Origin of the sequence: Natronorubrum aibiense (assembly GCF_009392895.1) — an archaeon.
GTDB classification, from domain to species: Archaea; Halobacteriota; Halobacteria; order Halobacteriales; family Natrialbaceae; genus Natronorubrum; species Natronorubrum aibiense.
On the sequence record NZ_CP045488.1, the window covers coordinates 523,059 to 540,174 of the forward strand.

18 protein-coding genes are annotated in these 17,116 nt (G+C 63.9%); 9 read left to right on the top strand and 9 right to left on the bottom strand.

Translation table 11 applies throughout. From position 1 onward, the window contains the following. The first annotated feature begins 17 nt into the window (after positions 1-17). The gene (gene nrfD, locus GCU68_RS02690; protein WP_152938921.1) at positions 18-1,367 is read left to right on the top strand and encodes an NrfD/PsrC family molybdoenzyme membrane anchor subunit; all 1,350 of its coding nucleotides are present in this window, start codon (positions 18-20) and stop codon (positions 1,365-1,367) included. Positions 1,368-1,388: 21 nt separating this feature from the next. Here the strand turns inward: nrfD and GCU68_RS02695 are convergent, their stop codons facing one another. Both GCU68_RS02695 and GCU68_RS21190 read right to left on the bottom strand, forming a co-directional pair. Further along, positions 1,389-2,099, bottom strand: a complete 711-nt coding sequence (locus GCU68_RS02695; protein ID WP_152938922.1) for a triose-phosphate isomerase — start codon at positions 2,097-2,099, stop codon at positions 1,389-1,391. A gap of 8 nt (positions 2,100-2,107) precedes the next feature. Continuing rightward, complete coding sequence (locus tag GCU68_RS21190) at positions 2,108-2,257, bottom strand: DUF7557 family protein (RefSeq protein ID WP_168927064.1); 150 nt, start codon at positions 2,255-2,257, stop codon at positions 2,108-2,110. A 181-nt stretch (positions 2,258-2,438) separates the two neighbouring features. On the opposite strand from GCU68_RS21190, the gene GCU68_RS02700 reads away from it, so the two are divergent. The 3 genes from GCU68_RS02700 (at position 2,439) to GCU68_RS02710 (ending at position 4,426) form a co-directional block, all read left to right on the top strand. Continuing rightward, a complete protein-coding gene (locus GCU68_RS02700) occupies positions 2,439-2,678 on the top strand; it encodes a hypothetical protein (protein WP_152938923.1) in 240 nt (79 codons plus the stop codon). Positions 2,679-2,758: 80 nt separating this feature from the next. Next, positions 2,759-3,823 (top strand): pyridoxal-phosphate-dependent aminotransferase family protein, encoded by a 1,065-nt coding sequence (locus GCU68_RS02705; RefSeq protein WP_152938924.1) that lies wholly within the window; start codon positions 2,759-2,761, stop codon positions 3,821-3,823. Positions 3,824-3,892: 69 nt separating this feature from the next. Further along, positions 3,893-4,426 (top strand): FKBP-type peptidyl-prolyl cis-trans isomerase, encoded by a 534-nt coding sequence (locus GCU68_RS02710; RefSeq protein WP_152938925.1) that lies wholly within the window; start codon positions 3,893-3,895, stop codon positions 4,424-4,426. On the opposite strand, the gene GCU68_RS02715 is transcribed toward GCU68_RS02710, so the two are convergent. From GCU68_RS02715 to GCU68_RS02725, 3 genes are all read right to left on the bottom strand, one after another. After that, on the bottom strand, positions 4,427-5,890 hold the full coding sequence (locus GCU68_RS02715) for a sulfite oxidase (protein WP_152938926.1): 1,464 nt from the start codon (positions 5,888-5,890) through the stop codon (positions 4,427-4,429). 2 nt (positions 5,891-5,892) lie between these two features. Continuing rightward, positions 5,893-6,372 (bottom strand): cupredoxin domain-containing protein, encoded by a 480-nt coding sequence (locus GCU68_RS02720; RefSeq protein WP_152938927.1) that lies wholly within the window; start codon positions 6,370-6,372, stop codon positions 5,893-5,895. Positions 6,373-6,645: 273 nt separating this feature from the next. Further along, a complete protein-coding gene (locus tag GCU68_RS02725) occupies positions 6,646-7,419 on the bottom strand; it encodes a hypothetical protein (protein ID WP_152938928.1) in 774 nt (257 codons plus the stop codon). A 122-nt stretch (positions 7,420-7,541) separates the two neighbouring features. On the opposite strand from GCU68_RS02725, the gene GCU68_RS02730 reads away from it, so the two are divergent. Beyond that, positions 7,542-8,663 (top strand): aminotransferase class V-fold PLP-dependent enzyme, encoded by a 1,122-nt coding sequence (locus tag GCU68_RS02730; RefSeq protein WP_152943549.1) that lies wholly within the window; start codon positions 7,542-7,544, stop codon positions 8,661-8,663. 63 nt (positions 8,664-8,726) lie between these two features. Further along, positions 8,727-9,560, top strand: coding sequence for a universal stress protein (locus GCU68_RS02735; RefSeq protein WP_152938929.1), 834 nt, complete (start codon positions 8,727-8,729; stop codon positions 9,558-9,560). A 48-nt stretch (positions 9,561-9,608) separates the two neighbouring features. On the opposite strand, the gene GCU68_RS02740 is transcribed toward GCU68_RS02735, so the two are convergent. Both GCU68_RS02740 and GCU68_RS02745 read right to left on the bottom strand, forming a co-directional pair. After that, complete coding sequence (locus GCU68_RS02740) at positions 9,609-11,606, bottom strand: hybrid sensor histidine kinase/response regulator (protein WP_152938930.1); 1,998 nt, start codon at positions 11,604-11,606, stop codon at positions 9,609-9,611. A 187-nt stretch (positions 11,607-11,793) separates the two neighbouring features. Continuing rightward, entirely contained in the window at positions 11,794-12,297 is a 504-nt protein-coding gene (locus GCU68_RS02745) for a hypothetical protein (protein ID WP_152938931.1), read from the bottom strand. Between the two features lie 201 nt (positions 12,298-12,498). On the opposite strand from GCU68_RS02745, the gene uvrA reads away from it, so the two are divergent. Then, a complete protein-coding gene (gene uvrA, locus GCU68_RS02750; protein WP_152938932.1) occupies positions 12,499-15,465 on the top strand; it encodes an excinuclease ABC subunit UvrA in 2,967 nt (988 codons plus the stop codon). A gap of 24 nt (positions 15,466-15,489) precedes the next feature. Here uvrA and GCU68_RS02755 read toward each other — a convergent pair whose 3' ends face one another. Next, the gene (locus GCU68_RS02755) at positions 15,490-15,678 is read right to left on the bottom strand and encodes a hypothetical protein (RefSeq protein ID WP_152938933.1); all 189 of its coding nucleotides are present in this window, start codon (positions 15,676-15,678) and stop codon (positions 15,490-15,492) included. A gap of 174 nt (positions 15,679-15,852) precedes the next feature. On the opposite strand from GCU68_RS02755, the gene GCU68_RS02760 reads away from it, so the two are divergent. Beyond that, a complete protein-coding gene (locus GCU68_RS02760; protein ID WP_152938934.1) occupies positions 15,853-16,269 on the top strand; it encodes a hypothetical protein in 417 nt (138 codons plus the stop codon). A gap of 60 nt (positions 16,270-16,329) precedes the next feature. Beyond that, positions 16,330-16,707 (top strand): hypothetical protein, encoded by a 378-nt coding sequence (locus tag GCU68_RS02765; protein ID WP_152938935.1) that lies wholly within the window; start codon positions 16,330-16,332, stop codon positions 16,705-16,707. 1 nt (position 16,708) lies between these two features. Here the strand turns inward: GCU68_RS02765 and GCU68_RS02770 are convergent, their stop codons facing one another. Beyond that, complete coding sequence (locus tag GCU68_RS02770; RefSeq protein WP_152938936.1) at positions 16,709-17,113, bottom strand: CBS domain-containing protein; 405 nt, start codon at positions 17,111-17,113, stop codon at positions 16,709-16,711. Between the last annotated feature and the right edge of the window lie 3 nt (positions 17,114-17,116).

Here is a 17,116-nt window from a genome sequence, read left to right on the forward strand (position 1 = left end):
TGTGAAGCACTGTCACAATGAGCACGAAAACGCCACGAAAGGCCGACATACTGCGTCCGATACAAAACACGTCGTCGAAGTATTTTGCGCTGGTCGGCGGTGCCGGACTGGTGTTCACCCTCTTTCTGATCGGCTGGTTCTACCAGCTCTATCGGGGTATGGTCGTCACCGGACTGTCGGACTGGGGAACCGGCGGCGGTGTAACGTGGGGGCTGTACATCGGTGCGTTCATCTGGTGGGTCGGGATCGCCCACGGCGGGATTATCCTCTCGGCAGCCGTTCGGCTGCTCGGGATGGAGCGGTACATGCCGGTCGCCCGACTGGCCGAACTGCTGACGATCGCCGGCCTTTCGGCGGCGGGCTTCTATATCATCATCCACTTAGGCCGGCCCGATCGGATGGTCACGAGCGTGCTGACACACTACCACATCACGGTCCACAACTCGCCGCTGGTGTGGGACGTGACCGTCATCACGGCGTATTTCGTGTTGACGGCGACATATCTCTCGTTGACACTTCGGTACGACGTCACCCGGTTGCGCGGTGAGCTACCGGATCGCCTCGGACCCGTCTACAGGTTCATGACCATCGGCTACACCGAGAAAGAAGACGAGATCGTCGAGCGGATGGTCTGGTGGCTCGCCCTCGCGATCATCATCATGGCGCCGCTGTTGCTCCACGGTGGCGTCATTCCGTGGCTGTTCGCCCTGATCCCGTCGATGCCCGGCTGGTTCGGTGCCATTCAGGGCCCGCAGTTCCTGACGATCGCGCTCACGTCTGCGATCAGCGGCGTCATCTTGCTCTCATATGGCTTCCGGTGGGCTTACGACTGGGACCACATCATCACCGACGATATCTTCCGCGGCCTCACGCTGTGGCTCGGCTTTTTCTCGATGCTCTTTTTGTGGCTGCAACTCCAGCAGATGGTTACCGGCTCGTTCGTCGCACCGGTGGATCTGACCCACGTCTGGGAGGCGAACTTCGGGAATCTGCTCTATCTCTTCGCGATCGGACTCGTCCTCGTGACCCTCGCCTACATTTTCGCGCAGACGATCCGCCCCGCACTGTTCACCAAGAAGCGAGCCGTCGTCGCCGGCCTCGCGGTGCTCACCGCGACGCTCACCGAGAAGATCCTCTTCGTCGTCGACGGCCTCTTGCACCCGACGTTCGACATTTACGACGCGACGCCCGGCGTGTACATTCCGAGTCTGATCGAAGTGATGTCCGTCCTCGGCACCATCAGCATGGTGATCCTGTTTTTCCTCACCGTAGCCAAAGTCTTCCCCGTCGTCGAACTGCACGCAGTCGAGCACTTACGGGAGAAACAGGAACACGAACAGGGGTCGGAATCGGTACGCCACGACTGACCGCCCCGGTTCGCTTCGGCGCTACTTTCCCTGTGTCGACTCGTCACACTCGACTGCATCCGGAACGGCGCGCGCGATCGACCGCAACCACGCCGCTCGATCCGACGCCTCGAGCGCTGCCGAGGCCGCACCCGCCGCATCGACACCGCAGGAGAACGCTCGCTCGACGTCCTCGGCTGTCCGGATGCCGCCGCCGACGAACACGTTCGTTCGCGGGTGCTCGGCATCGACCATGTCGACGAACGCCGCGATGCGCTCAGGATGTGTTCGGACCAGCCCCGATTCGCTGGCGATGTCGGCGGGTCGCTCGAAGAGCAGCCAGTCGGGATCGTACGTCAGCGCAGCCCGACCCTGCTCGCGGCTGGTGACACAGACGATCGACTCGAGGCCGAGGTCGTCACAGCGGTCGACCGCACGGGCCACGTCGGCGAAGGTCGCCTCGTTCTGCGGGTGATTGACGAAAACGGCATCAGCGCCGGCTGCGGCGACCGCCTCGTACGTCGTCGCCCCGAGAGTGGCGTCCTCGCGGCGCGTCGCGGACTGGGCAACGATGGGCAGCGACGTTCGATCGGCGACGAGTCGGAGATCCGTGAGCTGAGGCGCGACGGCGAAGTGACGCTCCGTCTCGTCTCGCACGCGCTCGATCGTCCGCGCGAACGCGAGCCCGTCCTCGCCGATCGTCTCCGTGGCGGTCTTGAAATTGATCAGAAAGTGCGGCTGCGGGAGTGCCATCCTCGCGGTCACTCGGAGTAGCCTTCCTGGAGGAACGCGCCTTCGGTCTCGTAGATCGTGACGAGTTCCTCGAGGAACTCCGCGTAGGTTTCGTCTTCCTCGCAGTGGCTGTCGAGTCGTTCTTTCAGGTCGTCGCTGATCTCGATCGTGTGGGTCATTGCTGTCACGAAGCAGTTGCTTCGGCCGTATGCTCATCAACCAGCGTCAAATAGGTCGGGGGCGCAGCGACGAGTACGCCGTCGGCGTCGGACTCGAGGCCGACGACGCCCGCCGCGAGTGACGCCGCGGCCGTCTCGTGCCGGCCGAACAGGTATCGGCGTGGTCGTGAACGGATGGGGTATGAACGCCACATTGACCGGCGACGACGTCGGCAAAACGGTCGTCGACGCAGCGGGGAAAGAACTCGGTATCGTCGCGAAAGTCGACGGTAACCGCGCCGCCGTCGATCCGAACCCCTCGGTCGCAGAGCACGTGTTCGCGTCGCTGGGAATCGAAGGCGAAGACGAGGAAGACTACGTCGTCACGGAGTCGATGCTCGAGTCGGTCGACGACGAGATCGTTCTTCGGGGAACGATCTGAGCCGGCCAGAACTGCCGGCGGCGGTCCTCACGACGGTGCCAACCGCAACTCGCTAATGAGAGCGGGTCGCATGACTGGGTATGAACGTCACACCGGGACCGACGGCGGTACCGCCGGCGGTCAGAGAAGCGATGGCCGAACCGCAGCCGAATCCGGACATCGAAGCCGCGTTCGCGGATCGCTACGCCGACGTCTGTGCGAAACTCGAGACGATCTACGACACCTCCCACGACGTCGTCGTCCCCGGCGGCGAAGGGATCCTCGGCCTCGAGGCAGCGATCGCGTCGCTGGTCGCGCCCGGCGACCGCGTGCTCTGTATTTCGAACGGACTCTACGGCGACGGCTTCGCCGACTTCGTCGAGTCCTACGACGGCGAAGCCGACCTCGTTTCCGTGCCATACGACGAGCCGTACGACCTCGAGGTCATCGCAGCGGCGCTCGAGGCAGCCGACGCCGACGACGAGCCGTACACGCTGGCGACGATGGTCCACTGTGAAACGCCGACGGGGACGCTCAACGACCTCGCGCCCGTGCTGGACCTGCTCGACGAGCACGACGTGTTGAGCGTCGTCGACGCGGTCTCCTCGCTCGGAGGCACGCCGGTGCCGACCGACCGAATCGACGTCTGTCTCGGGGCGTCCCAGAAGTGTTTCAGCGCGCCGCCGGGGTTGACGACAGCAGCGATCAGCGACCGCGCGTGGGACGCGATGGAAGCTCGAGAGCCGTCGTCGCTCTATACGAACTTCCTTCCGTGGCGGGACGTCTCCGAGGGGTTCCCGTACACGCACCTGAGCGCGAACGTCGCCGCACTCGACGTGGCGCTCGACCTGCTACTCGAGGAGGGTCTCGACGACGTCTACGCGCGCCACGAGACGGCCGCCGAACGCTGTCGCGAGCGCGGCGCCGAACTCGGCCTCGAGCGGTATCCCGATCCCGAACGGAGTTCGCCGACCGTGACGGCATTTCGGCTGCCGGGCGAGGCGAAACGGGTCCAGCAGCGAGTCGCAGACGAGGAAGACGTCGTTCTCGCGACGGGCCTCGGCGACATGGCCGACGACATCCTTCGCATCGGCCACATGGGATACAACGCCGACCTCGAGACGGTCGACCGAGCGATGGACGCCCTCGAGGCCGTTCTCGAGTAACCCACCACTGGGCAGCGGACGTACCGGATCGACGGTGACTTTTTACGATATTGTGAGATATATACACGCATGGTAAAAGAAGGACAGATCGCGGTCGTCCACTACACCGCCCGGCTGGTCGACGGCCCCGACGCGGGAGAAATCGTCGACACAACGGACGTCGACGTCGCGCGGCGCGAGGGGATCTATCACGACTACCGCGACTACAAACCGCTCGAGTTCCGCGTCGGCGACAGCGGCGTCGCCCCGGTGCTCGAGGACATCGTCCAAGATCTCGAGCCCGGTGAGACACGGACCGTGATCGCCGACCCCGAACGGGTCTTCGGCGAGTACGACGAGGGCGAGGTCCACGACCTCGAGCCCGATGCCGTCGCGGAACTGGTCGGCGAGGTACCCACGGAAGGGAGCCTCGTGACGACCGAAAATAATCGGACCGGCTGGGTGACGGCTGTCGACGACGACCGCGTGGTGCTCGATTTCAACCACGAACTCGCAGGTGAACGACTCGAGGTCGAGGTCAGACTGCTCGACGTCTACGGCGAGCCGGGCGACGACAGCGCGAAAAACTGGGAGAAAAAGTACGGGAAACGACGGTCGACGTGACTACAGTTCGACGGTTACGTCGACGCCGTGTGGTTCGTACGAGTTGTTGCAGTAGCCCCCCATCTCGTAGGGGAAGCTGTCGTCTTCGATCGTGAGCTGGCCGTCCTCGATGTCCGAGATGTCGCGCGGCTGGGTTCGGCCGTTCTCGTCGGTGGCCCGCGAGACGAGCGTGTAGTCGCCGCTCTCTTCTGGTTCCCACATGTAGCGGAACTGCCGCCAGGCGTAGGGACCGTTGTCCTCGCCGAAGAACTCCGCGTTCTCCCAGGTCTCGCCACCGTCGGCCGAGATTTCGACCTGCTCGACGGCGTCGTCGCCGGCCCAGGCGACGCCTGTGACCTCGATCATGCCGTCTGCATCCCGCGGCGAAACGGTGCTATCGATCCCGGGGTAGCCGATCAACGACTTCACGAGTTGGTCGTAGATGTACGGCGGTACCTCCTGCTCGCCGCTTGCCTCCATGTCCATCTGGGTCTGAGTATCGAACTCGTCGATGGACTCGACGCGGATCGACTCCTGGCCCTCGGCGAGGATTCGGTAGGAGTTGTGCTGCCAGTGGAGGTAGTTCTCGTAGTCGTCGGTCTCGTAATCCTCTAAGAACAGGTCCTCGTCGTCGCCCATCATCATCCGCTCCATGACTTCGATCTCCTCGAGCCACTTGACGTTGTTATTGCCGTACCAGCCAGGGACGACGACGCGAACGGGATGGCCGTGTTCGGCAGTCATCTCCTCGCCGTTCATCTCGTAGGCCAGAATGCAGTCTTCCATGACTTTCTGCATCGGGATCGAGCGGGCGAACACGCGCTCGCCCTCCGGACTGTCGCCGCCGGCGAACATCACCCACATGCCGTCGCTCGTGTCGGCGCCGTACTCCTCCATGATCTCACTGAGCGGCGCGCCGGTCCACTCGGCGTTCCCGACCGCGCCGTAGCGCCAGGGATTGCCGGCGACTTCCGGGTCGAAGTACGACCGACCGTTACCGGAACACTGCATGACGTGGGTGACCGTCTCCGTCGAAAATTCCTCGCGGAGCGCGTCGACCGAGATGTCGGCCTCCTCGTCAACCAGCCCACCGAGCGAGATCGTCCACTCCGATTCGTCGATCCGCGGGGCCAGATAGTGGTTCCGGATGTAGTGTTCCTCCGAAGGGGTGATGTACTCGGTATACGTCTCCCGTTCGGCTGCCTCCCCGTTTTCCGGATCTGCCGAGTGGATCAACAGGCCCGGGAACTTCTCCTCTAAGTACTCTCGATCGCCGGGTTCGGGCTCGCCGTCGTCGCCATCGTCCGTTCCGTCCTCGTCGTCGGCTTCCTCCTCGCCGGCACAGCCGGCGAGCGCGACGGTCGCCGCAGCTCCGCTCGCCAGCATAAACCGTCGGCGGTCGAGAAACCGGCGTCGGCGGTCGTCTACGGTTGATTCGTCGTCCTGTGCGTCTCGGGTTCGTTCGGTTGTATACTCTGATGACATTGTCACTCTTCGACGTGTATCTGACCAACCATTTGTGGGACGTGCGGCGTGCAAACGTACACGTACTCCCCAGCGACCTCGAACGTGTGTTCGAACTCGGCACCCTCTTCCATGACTGAATTGTGGTTTTCCCCCTCGTAGGAGGTGAACGGCTCAGCCCCCTCCGGGTTCTCACACTCGGTTGCTGCATCCGGGTGCGACGTGACGTTGTGGCCAGCGCTATCGAAGTACCACGTCACGGTGTCGCCTACGGTGATCGTGAGTTCCTCGGGATCGAACTCCCAGTTTCCGTCCGGGCCAGCGATGACCTCGTGTTCGTCCGACTGTTCATCGTCGGACCCACCGTCTCCATTGGAATCGGCATCCGAAGAGCCGTCATCCGAAGCGTCTGTGTCGTTATCGAGACACCCCGAAAGTACAATCCCACTGATGGCACCGGCGTATTTCAGACATCCCCGACGGCTGTGTGTCTCGTTAGCCATCTACACGATCTATGGTGCCATTTATCAAAATAACCGAGATAGCAGAAACATCATCCCATAGATAACGTAATTCGATGACTAGTTGCTGAAAGAATAACTACTATCAGCTAGTATACTGGCGATTATCTCCTGTATCTATTACAAAATCACTCCGGGGTGACAGTCGAGTTTCGGTGTCGGACTCGAGTCCCAGACGGGCTGTTGGAACTCATTTTCTGGATCGACCGCAAACTGGTTCGCGGTCGCTCCGGGAAACAGTCACGACAAGCCGTCTCAGTCGAGCGATTGCTCGCGCCAGGTCGTCCAGTCGTACAGGCGTTCGAGTTCGCCGCCCTGCTGGCGGATCGCAACGGCGGTATCGAACAGGAACGCGGCAACGAGCGTCGTCCCGACGATCCACGCGGCGTCGGCGAGTGCATCGTAGCCGGCGAGCGCGCCGGTCAACAAGTCGACGAAGACGACACCGGCGACACAGAGGATCGCCGGCAACAGGTGACGGGTGAGCGCGGCGAGCGTTGTGCCTTCGTGAACGCGGACGGTCTGGACGGCATAGAGGATCGCCCACGCGGAGGTCAGCACCCAGCCGGCCGCGACGACGAGGCGCGTCCAGTCGGTGTCGACGAGGAATGCACCCCACCACGCGGCGACGAAGACGGCGATGACGGCGTAATCGGCCCACGCCGGCAGGAGTTGTGAGCGGTCCTCGCCCGGTCGCGCAGCATGGTACATCGCACGGATTCCCAGGGCGAAAAAGAGGATAAAGAACAACACGGCACCATCGACGAACAGCGAGAGCGTATCTGACTCGAGTAACAGCGTCCCGATTCCGGCGACAGCGTAGACGATTGCAGCGCCGATGCCGGCAAACAGGTACCACTGTGCCTCGGTCACGTCGGCCGCCAGAACGTCACTGACGTAGATGAACGTGTAGTACAACAAGACGACCGCAGCGATGCCGATCGCGAGATACGCGAACAACTGGCCGAGTGTGACCGTCGTCTCGGGATCGCTCGCATCGAGCGTGATCGACGGTGCGAAGACGAACATGGTAGCCGGAACTGAAAACTGGAACCACTAAAAGCGCACCCCCGAATTGCCGTGTTTCGGGAACAGGACAACACCACAGACGACGACAGTATATTATCCGCCGACACAGAATGCATCGCATGATGACGCCGACGGAACTCCGCGAGACGATCCCCGCACTCGAGGCCGGTACCTACCTGAACTGGGGCGCTGGCGGCCCGAGTCCGCGACGTGTCGTCGAGGCAGCCGAATCGTGTCTCGAGGCCCACGAGTACGAGTCGCCGACGACCGGGGGGATGTACCCCGCGGCGTTCGACGTCTACGACGACGCGCGGGTCGCCGTCGCCGGCCTGCTCGGGGCCAAACCGACCGACATCGCCCTCACGGAGAGCACGACCGACGGGATCAACCGTGTCGCCACGGCGTTCGACTGGGATGAAACCGACGTCGTCGTCCGGACGGATCTCGAGCACTCCTCGGGCATCCTCCCGTGGCAGCGCCTCGAGCGCGAGTACGGCGTCGACGTCCGCGTTCTCGAGACCGAGGATGGCCGACTCGATCTCGAGGACGTGAAGGCGGCGGCGAGCGAGGCGACGCTGTTCTGTCTCAGTTCGCTCACCTGGACCCACGGCACCCGGCTACCGATCGCGGACGTCGTCGACATCGCCCACGACGCCGGCGCGCTGGTCCTCGTCGACGCCGTCCAAGCCCCCGGGCAGGTGCCGGTCGACGTCGCCGAGTGGGGTGCCGACCTCGTCGTCGGGTCGGGCCACAAGTGGCTGGTCGGCCCGTTCGGCTCCGGCTTCCTGTACGTTCGGCCGGGGCTCGAGGACGAGCGGGACCTCGTCCCCGCTGCGATCGGCTACCGGAGCGTCGTCGACGCGAACGACCCCGAGTACCGCTACGAAGCCGGCGCTCGCCGGTTCGAGGTCGGCACGGCGAGCCCCGTCGCTCACGCGGGGTTGATCGAGGCGATTGCCCTGCTCGAGGAAGTCGGCCTCGAGCGAATCCAGCACCGAATCGAGACGCTCACCGAGCAGCTGAAAGCCGGCGTTCCCGACGAGCAGTTGCTGAGCCCGCGAGCGTACGAGTCGGGGCTCGTGACGATCGCCGTCGACGACCCGGAGGCGACCGTCGAGCGACTCGCCGAGCAAGGGATCGTCGTCCGAACGCTGCCCGGTCCCGACGCGATCCGGGCGTCGGTCCACGCCTATAACAGCCGCGAGGATATCGAGACGCTACTCGAGGCGCTCGAGATAGCCTGAGATACCTCCCGGTCGGTGGGAACTGTGGGGAAGCGGTAAGTGACTCTGCGACGACGATACTGTATGTTCGAACGCATTCTCGTTCCGACCGACGGGAGCGGGCCGGCGAACGCGGCACTCGAGTACGCCGGGGAAATCGCCGCCGCGGAGAACCTGACCGTCCACATCCTCCACGTCGTCGATCCGGACGCTGATCCCGCCGAGCGAACCGAGCCGCTTTCGGATGGCCGCGAGTGGGCGGGCGAGACCGGTGCGCCCGTCATCGACGAGGTTCACACCGGCGAGCCGGAGGATGCGATCCTCGAGTACGCCGCGACCCACGACGTCGACGCGATCGTCATGGGAACCCGAGGCCGACGCGGCGTCGGACGACTCCTACTCGGCAGCGTGACCGAGGCGGTCGTCCGCGACGCGCCCGTCCCCGTCCTCGTCGTTCGGGGCGCACCCGAGGTCAAACGGGAGTACCCCCTCAAGACGATCGTCGTCCCGATCGACGGCAGTACCCACGCCGACGCTGCCTTCGAGGAGGCGCTCTCGATCGCGAACCATCACGACGCGACCGTCCACCTCCTCTCGGTCGTCGACGTCGCACCCGTGGGCATCGACGAGGAGAACGATTTCAGACTCGAGCAACTCGAGCAGTACGCCCAGCAGGTCCTCGAGGATGGGATCACGCAGGCCGAATCCGCTGGCGTCGACGCCGTGAGCGCGGTCGAGCACGGGTCGGCCCATCGACGCATCCGAGACTATACGGACGACGTGGATGCCGATCTCGTCGTCATGGGAACACACGGCCGACGCGGACTCGATCGACTCCTGCTCGGTAGCGTCACGGAACGCGTATTGCGGACGGCGACGGTGCCGGTGTTGACGGTCCGAGCAGCCGACGAGGAGTGAACCGCCGACGGCTGGGTCCGGTCTTCGAAGCTGGGGCAACAGTGAGTCTCAGTCAACAGCCCCCGTCTGGATCTCGAATCTCGCCCCGCCCGCGGCGCTGTCGGTGATCTCGAGCGACCAGCCGTGAGCGTCGACGATCGTCTGGACGATCGAGAGTCCGAGTCCAGTGCCGTCGTCGGCCGTCGTATACCCCGTCTCGAGGATGCGCTCGCGCTCGGCATCGGGAATGCCGACACCGGTGTCGGCTACGTAGAAGCCGTCGTCGGTGCGACCGACCCGAACAGTTAGCTCGGTGTCGGCGGCCACGGAGGTGTCGGCGACCTGCGGTCGACTGCTCGTCGCGCCGTGTGAAACGGTGTCCTGACGAGCGTGCGACTCAGGGCTCGTCGAACCGTGGTCAACGGCGTTTCGAAACAGGTTCTCGAACAGTTGCTGGAGGCGCCCCGGATCGGCCAGCACGCGTCGGTCGCCCTCGAGTTCGAACGCCACGTCCGGCGCGGCGACGGCCTCCCAGGCGTTCGACGCGACCGCAGCGAGCGACACGAGCTCCGGCTCGTCGATGCCGCGATCTTCGCGGGCGAGCCACAGCAAATCGTCGATGATCGTCGCGATGCGTTCGTGGGCCTGAACGACCTCCTCGAACGCCATCTCGTCGTTCGTCTCGCGGGCGCGCTCGAGTTCACCCATCGCGACGGTCAGCGGGTTTCGCAGGTCGTGTGAGACGACGTGTGCGAACTTCTCGAAGCGCTCTTTCTGACGCTCGAGTTCCCGTTCGCGAGAGAGGCGGTCGAGGGTGGCCTCGAGATTCGAGGCGACGACGCGAAGCAACGCGGTGTCAGCCTCGTCGAACGCGGCCGCCGAGCGGGAAGCGACGAGCAACACGCCGTGCTCGCCGAGCGGACAGGCCATCTCACATCGGATCGGCGTCTTGGCATTGCACACGCCGGATGCGTCGCGAACGTCGTCGTACAGCTCTGCCTCCCCCATTTCGAAGACGCGCCGGACGATTCCGTCGTCCTCGTCGTATCGAGACTGGATCTCGAACGTCTCCGCGACGGCCTCCGAAACGGCAGCCGGGCGAAGCTCCCCGCTCGCATCGTCGGAGAGGAAGACGGCGCTGCATTCGTGGTCGAAGAGTTCTTCGAGGTTCGCGACCGTCCGCGTCGCGACGGCGTCTGGCGTCGTCGCCTCGAGCCACTCGCCGACGGCCTCGTGAAGCCGTCGTAGTTGTCTCTCCCGGCGTTTTTGGTCCGAAATGTCCGCGTTGACCGCGACGAAGTTGCTGATGGTGCCGTCCGCGTCCGTGATCGGCGCGATCGTCTGGTTGACGGTGTAGGTCGTGCCGTCCTTTCGCCGGTTGACGATCTGATTCTCCCAGACGTCGCCGGTGAGGATCGTCCGCCACAGCTCCTGATAAAACGAGCTCCCGTGAACGCCCGACTTGAGCAGCCGCGGCGTCGAGCCGATCGCTTCGGCGGCACTGTAGCCGGTGACGGCCTCGAAAGCGGGGTTGACGTACTGAATCGTCCCGTCAGGTGCCGTGATGTAGATCGAGTGGCCCGCCTGTTCGACTGCCTGTTTGAAACTTCGAGCGCTGTGAGACTGGTGCAGCCGTGCCGGACAGTCGCTGTGAGAGTCGTCGAGTACATCGCAGTCGGAGTCGGCTCGAGTCGCCGAATCAGCGAGCGCGCGTTCGAGGCGATCCGCGAGCACGCCGTATCCCGCATCACGATGGACGTAGTCGGTACCACCGGCACCGAGGACGGCACTCGCGAGCGCTTCCGAGCCATCCTGCGGAAAGACGACGATCGGCAGCGATCGAAAGCGACCACGAAGCCGTTCGACGGCGGTGACGGCGTCGAGGACGGCGGCGTCGTGATCGACTACGACGGCGTCGAACGACGCCGACTCGAGCCTCGAGCAGGCGCGTTCTAGGGTCGAAGCTGCCGAGATCGACGCCGTCGTGAGCAGTTCCGAGAGCGACGCGGTGGTTTCACGGCGAGCGGACGGTGCTGGGATGAGACAGAGCACCCGAGCCGTCATCATTCGCGTACCCACTCGCACGCGGTGGGCAATACCTCACAGCCGACCTCGAGGCGCGGATCGAAACCACTCGTTGCGACGTTCCACAGCGGGGAGACCACGAGCCGTCGAGACATGTTGAATGTATCATATAATCCAGTACGACGTAATAACGGTTGTTGCCGGCCGACGGCTGCTGCTGAAGACGGACCTACTCGTCGTCGTCAGCCGACGACGCGTCCGTGACCGCTTCGACCAACGTCTGTCGATCGTCGAAGTACGCCGGCGCATCGTTGTCGGCTTCGAGGCGAACCACCCGGTCTAACGCCTCGTCGGCGTCGTCGACCGACGACTGGAGTTCCGCGGCGAGGTCGGTGTACGCTGCAGCGAGGTCCTGAAAGATCTGCATCCGCGTCTGTTTGGCCTCGACGAGGAGCTGTTTCTCTTTGACCTCGCGCTCGAGCGCTTCGAGCGCGTCGATATCGGGGTCGGTACCGTCCGGGCCGGGCGGCGTCGACGGGCCGTCGGGTCCCTCAACCGTCGTGTGCGCCTCGAGTTGGTCGCGAATGTCGGCCATTTCGGCATCGATCTCGGAGAGTAAGTCGTCGGCTTCGGTCCGCATCGTTTCGACGCGTCCGGAGAGGAGGCCGGCCTGGGTCTGACAGTAGTCGACGAACTCGTCGACCGACAGCCCGGGTCCGGTGTCGTCGCTCATGACAGCCCATTCGGGCTTCCAGCCGAAGATACTTTGGACCGGGCGACGGGTGGGTCCGCGTCGACTCGCCGACGAGAGAATGCTATTCGATACCGTAGCATTCGCCTTTCAGACTCGTTAAGTTCGTTGGGCCACTGACTCATCCACAGTGAACCGAGCCGTGAGTCACGAATCAACCCAGCCACCGGTACCCATCGAACCATGAGCAAGGACTACATCGAGGTGCGAGGTGCGGAAGAACACAACCTCAAGGATCTCGACGTGACGATCCCCCGCGAGGAGTTGACCGTCGTCACCGGCCTCTCGGGTTCGGGCAAGTCGTCGCTGGCGTTCGAGACGGTCTACGCCGAAGGCCAGCGTCGCTACATCGAGAGTCTCTCGGCGTACGCCCGGAACTTCCTCGGGCAGATGGACAAACCGCAGGTCGAGACCGTCGAAGGGCTCTCACCCGCGATTTCGATCGATCAGAAAAACGCTGCGAACAACCCTCGCTCGACCGTGGGAACGGTGACGGAACTGCACGACTATCTCCGACTCCTCTACGCCCGCGTCGGCACCCCCCACTGTCCCGACTGTGGCCGCGAGGTCGGCGAGCAGTCGGCTCAGAACATGGTCGAGCGCATCCTCGAGTTACCCGAGGGCACCAAAGCCAAACTCGCCGCCCCCGTCGTTCGCGATCAGAAAGGCGCGTTCGAAGACCTCTTCGGAGAACTCGTCTCGGAGGGCTACGCCCGCGTCGAGATCGACGGCGAGGAACACGACCTGACGCTCGACGACCCGGAGTTAGACGAGAACTTCGATCACACGATCGACGTCATCGTCGACCGCGTGAAAGTCAGCGTCGAGGATCGCCCACGGATCATCGATAGCGTCGAGACGGCACTCGAGGAGGCAGAGGGAGTCCTGAAGGTCATCCTGCCGGACGCTTCCGAAGAGATCGCCGCGGACCTGGGTGAGGAATCCCGCCAGACGGGCGCGCTGGGCGACGAGACTGACGACGACGACGACCGCTTCGTCGTCGAGTTCTCGAAGGATCTCGCGTGTACCCACTGCGGGATCGACGTCCCCGAGATCGAGACGCGCTCGTTCTCGTTTAATTCGCCCCACGGTGCCTGTCCGGAGTGTGAGGGCTTAGGCGAAACCAAGGAAGTCGACGAGGACCTCGTCATTCAAGACGAATCCAAACCGCTCAAACACGTCTTCGAACCCTGGAGCTACAACCGGTCGTACTACCAGACCCGGCTCGATGCCGTCGCAGCACATTTCGACGTCTCGCTATCGACGCCGTTCGAGGAACTCGACGAGGAGATCCAGCAGGCGTTTCTCTACGGCACCAGCGATCAGGTGCTGTTCAAACGCCAGACCAAAAACGGCACTCGACGCAAGAAAAAGCGCTTCGAGGGCGTGATCCCGAACTTAGAGCGACGCTACCTCGAGACCGACTCCGACTCGACGCGCGAACACATCGAGGATTACATGTCGGTCACGGAGTGTCCGGCCTGTGACGGCACTCGCCTCAAACCCGCGAGTCGGGCCGTGCTGGTCGACGACACGTCAATCACCGAGATCAACGCGATGAGCATCGGCGACGCCCTCGCACACTTCGAGTCGATGGAAGCCGACCTCACCGAGCGCGAGAAGGTGATCGCCGAGGAGATTTTAAAGGAGATCCGCGCCCGACTCGGCTTCATGTGCGAGGTCGGCCTCGAGTACCTCACGCTCGACCGAGAGGCGTCGACGCTGTCGGGCGGCGAGAGCCAGCGCATCCGGCTGGCGACGCAGATTGGCTCCGGGCTCGTGGGCGTGCTCTACGTGCTCGACGAGCCCTCGATCGGGCTCCACCAGCGGGACAACGACCGACTGCTGGATACGCTCCACGAACTGCGCGACCTCGGGAACACCCTGATCGTCGTCGAACACGACGAAGAGACGATGCGACGGGCGGACACCGTAATCGACATGGGTCCCGGGCCGGGCAAACGCGGCGGCGAGGTCGTCGTCAACGGCTCCGTCGAGGAGGTCAAAACCTGCGAGGAGTCGATCACCGGCGACTACCTCTCCGGGCGCAAGCAGATCCCCGTCCCCGACGAGCGCCGCGATCCCGAGGGGGCGCTGACGATTCGCGGCGCACGCCAGCACAACTTAGACGACGTCGACGTCGACATCCCACTTGGCTGCTTTACCGCGATCACGGGCGTCTCCGGCTCCGGGAAATCGACGCTGATGCACGAGGTGCTCTACAAGGGCCTCGCTCGCGAGATGAACGACAACACGAGCGTCATTCCGGGCGACCACGACGGCCTCGAGGGCCTCGAGGAGATCGAAACGGTTCGCCTGATCGACCAGTCGCCGATCGGCCGCACACCCCGGTCGAACCCCGCGACGTACACGAACGTCTTCGACTACGTCCGCGAACTGTTCGCCGAGACGAAACTCGCCAAACAGCGCGGCTACGAGAAGGGGCGGTTCTCCTTTAACGTCAAAGGCGGCCGCTGCGAGGAGTGTGGCGGGCAAGGAACGGTCAAGATCGAGATGAACTTCCTTTCCGACGTCTACGTCCCCTGTGAGGAGTGCGACGGCGCACGCTACAACGACGCCACGCTCGACGTCACCTACAAGGGCAAAACGATCGCCGACGTGCTGGACATGGAAGTCGAAGAGGCCTACGAGTTCTTCGAGTCCTCGAGTCAGATCCGACGGCGGCTCCAACTGCTGAAAGACGTCGGGCTGGGCTACATGACGCTGGGTCAGCCCTCGACGACCCTCTCCGGCGGCGAGGCCCAGCGGATCAAACTCGCCGAGGAACTCGGGAAGAAGGATTCGGGCGAGACGCTCTACTTGCTCGACGAGCCGACGACGGGACTCCATCACGAAGACGAGCGCAAACTGATCGACGTCCTCCACCGGCTGACCGACAACGGCAACACCATCGTCGTCATCGAACACGAACTCGACCTCGTCAAAAACGCCGACCACGTCATCGACCTCGGTCCCGAAGGCGGCGAAAACGGCGGCGAAATCGTCGCGACCGGCACGCCCGAGGACGTCGCCCGCCTCGAGGACTCACACACTGGCCGCTACCTGCGTGATCTGTTGCCGAAGGTGGATCTCGAGGGGCCACGCGGCGAACGCGTCGAGCCCGTGACGGCACCGATGGACGACGACTGAGCAGCGCTCGGCGCGCGTTTCAGCTCACTGCCGACCGTCGGTATCCAGCGAGTGCGTTCTCGACTCGTTGATGAGCATCGGTACGAGCACCCCGACCCCGATGAGGATCGCCAATCGAACGACCGGATTCCCCGTGAGGTCCAGTGAAACGTACCAGAGAAGGAGGCCGAGCCCCGCAAACGCCGTCGTGGTTCGTGTGTCTTTCTCACTCATAGACGTTCTCTTACCCTCGGTCGCTAATAACGTCGTGGGCTACACTGGACAACCGCCGTTCGAGACGGCAGGCGTGCCGTCGGTTATGAGTCGGGTCGCGTCTCGAGTCGGATTGTCGACCGTGCGGGCGGCGATCCGAACCGTTAACGGCGGCTGCCGGTCAACCCCAACCCAATGACCAGCGGAACGCGAATCGTTCGTCGCGGACTCGCCGGTGGCGGCCTCGTGACTCTCCTGCTTGCGGCCAGCTTTCTCGTCCTTGGTGAGTCGACACAGCTGACGACGGTGGTGCTGGTGGCGTGGCTCGTCGTCGTCGGTGCGGCGATGCTTGCCGCCGGCACCCGAGAGCGCGTGACAGTCGGCTCGAGGACGCTCGAGTGGCCCCGCGTCGCCGCAGTCGCGATCACGATGCTCGCGGTCGGCTGGGCCACCATCAGCGCCGTGAGCCTGCTCGAGGGCGACGGGATCACCGGGCTCGGAACGCTCGAGGCCGTCGTCACCGTGTTCGTGGTCGGCTACTTCGCGTGGTTCGCCCGCGAGTGCTGGGTCGGCGGCGCGCTGCTCGACGACGAGACGTTCGCCGTCGACTGAGTCTGTCCTTACGTCGAGACCGGCCATACAGCCAAGTCGACTGCGAGCCAAGTGATAGCTATGCAAGAGGATACCAGTCACGATGAGATCGAGGAGTCGGCGCCGGAACCGATCGCGGAGGATCCGACGGACTCGTTCGACCTCGAGCATCCGGAACACGTCGAGGTTGGCGTCACCCGCGGCGAGACCGACCTCGAGTTCGGGCCGCCGCGGGACTATCCGGACCGGGCGGACGTCTCGGTTCGGCCCGAAGACGACGGGGGCCATCGACTCGTAATGAGCATCGACGCGATGGCCGGCGACCACGGAACGGGACACGCAGACGTCACGCTGACACCGGCAGAGGCTCGAGCGCTTCGAGACCAACTCGACGAAACCGTCCGCTGGATGACCGAAGACGACGCCGAACCGACAGCATCGGACGACGACGCGCGCTGAGTTACGCTGGGCTCGGCGTCTCCACGCGAGAGAGGTACGACGCCAGATCCGACGTGGTGAGCATCCCGATGACGCCCTCGTCTTCGTCGACGACGGGGGTGTGGTGGAAGCCGTGTTCGACCATCACGTCCGCAGCGTCGCGGATGTCGTCCTGTGCGGTGACCGTAATTACGTCTCGGGTCATGTACGCCGATACCGGCGTCCGGTCTTTGGGTTTGCGTTCGGCGACGATCTGTACGAAGTCCGTCGTCGTCAGAATGCCCTTGAGTCGGTTGTCTTCGTCGACGATCATCACCGAGCCGATATCCTCCTCGAGCATCAGTTTCCCGGCGTCCTCGACGAGCGTCTCCGGCGTGACCGTATGTACGTCTGAGGACATGACTCGCGCAACGAAAATGTCGTCCATATA